At 73.7% G+C, this 456-nt stretch carries 1 protein-coding gene; it reads right to left on the bottom strand.

Going from position 1 to position 456, the window contains the following annotated elements; genetic code table 11:
• Positions 1-456 (bottom strand): NUDIX hydrolase (locus MPC4_RS20800; RefSeq protein WP_483308854.1); only part of this gene is annotated, 456 nt, incomplete at both ends.

Below are 456 nucleotides of genomic sequence, written 5' to 3' on the forward strand. Positions count from 1 at the left end.
GGCGAGTTCGGTGAACTCGGCCTCCGGGCTGACCCGGCCGGTCTCCTCGGCCGCGACCATGCGGCGATCGACAGCGAAGAACCGCGTATCGAACCGGCGCACGCGCTTGGGCGGGGTGATCGCCCGGGCCACCAAGTGCAGCGCCTCCAGGTCCGGTAGGATCCCGTGCCGGGCGAAGGCCTCCCAGCCCGTGGGGGCGCTCTCCGGGGGGCCGTGCTCGCTCGTACCGAGCAGCAGGCCGGTCTCCTCGTAGGTCTCCCGGATGGCGGCCAGCGCCAGCGCCCGGCCGAGATGGTGCGGCTGCCGGGAGACCTGACGGGTCAACGCGGCCTCCGCATAGTCGGGCAGGGCGCCGGCCACCGGCATGTGGCGGTCGCCGAGTTCGATCCGGCCCCCGGGGAACACGAACTGCCCGGGCATGAAGGCGAGCCGTGGGTTGCGGCGGCCCATCAGGAC

Origin of the sequence: Methylocella tundrae (assembly GCF_901905185.1) — a bacterium.
Taxonomy (GTDB): Bacteria; Pseudomonadota; Alphaproteobacteria; order Rhizobiales; family Beijerinckiaceae; genus Methylocapsa; species Methylocapsa tundrae.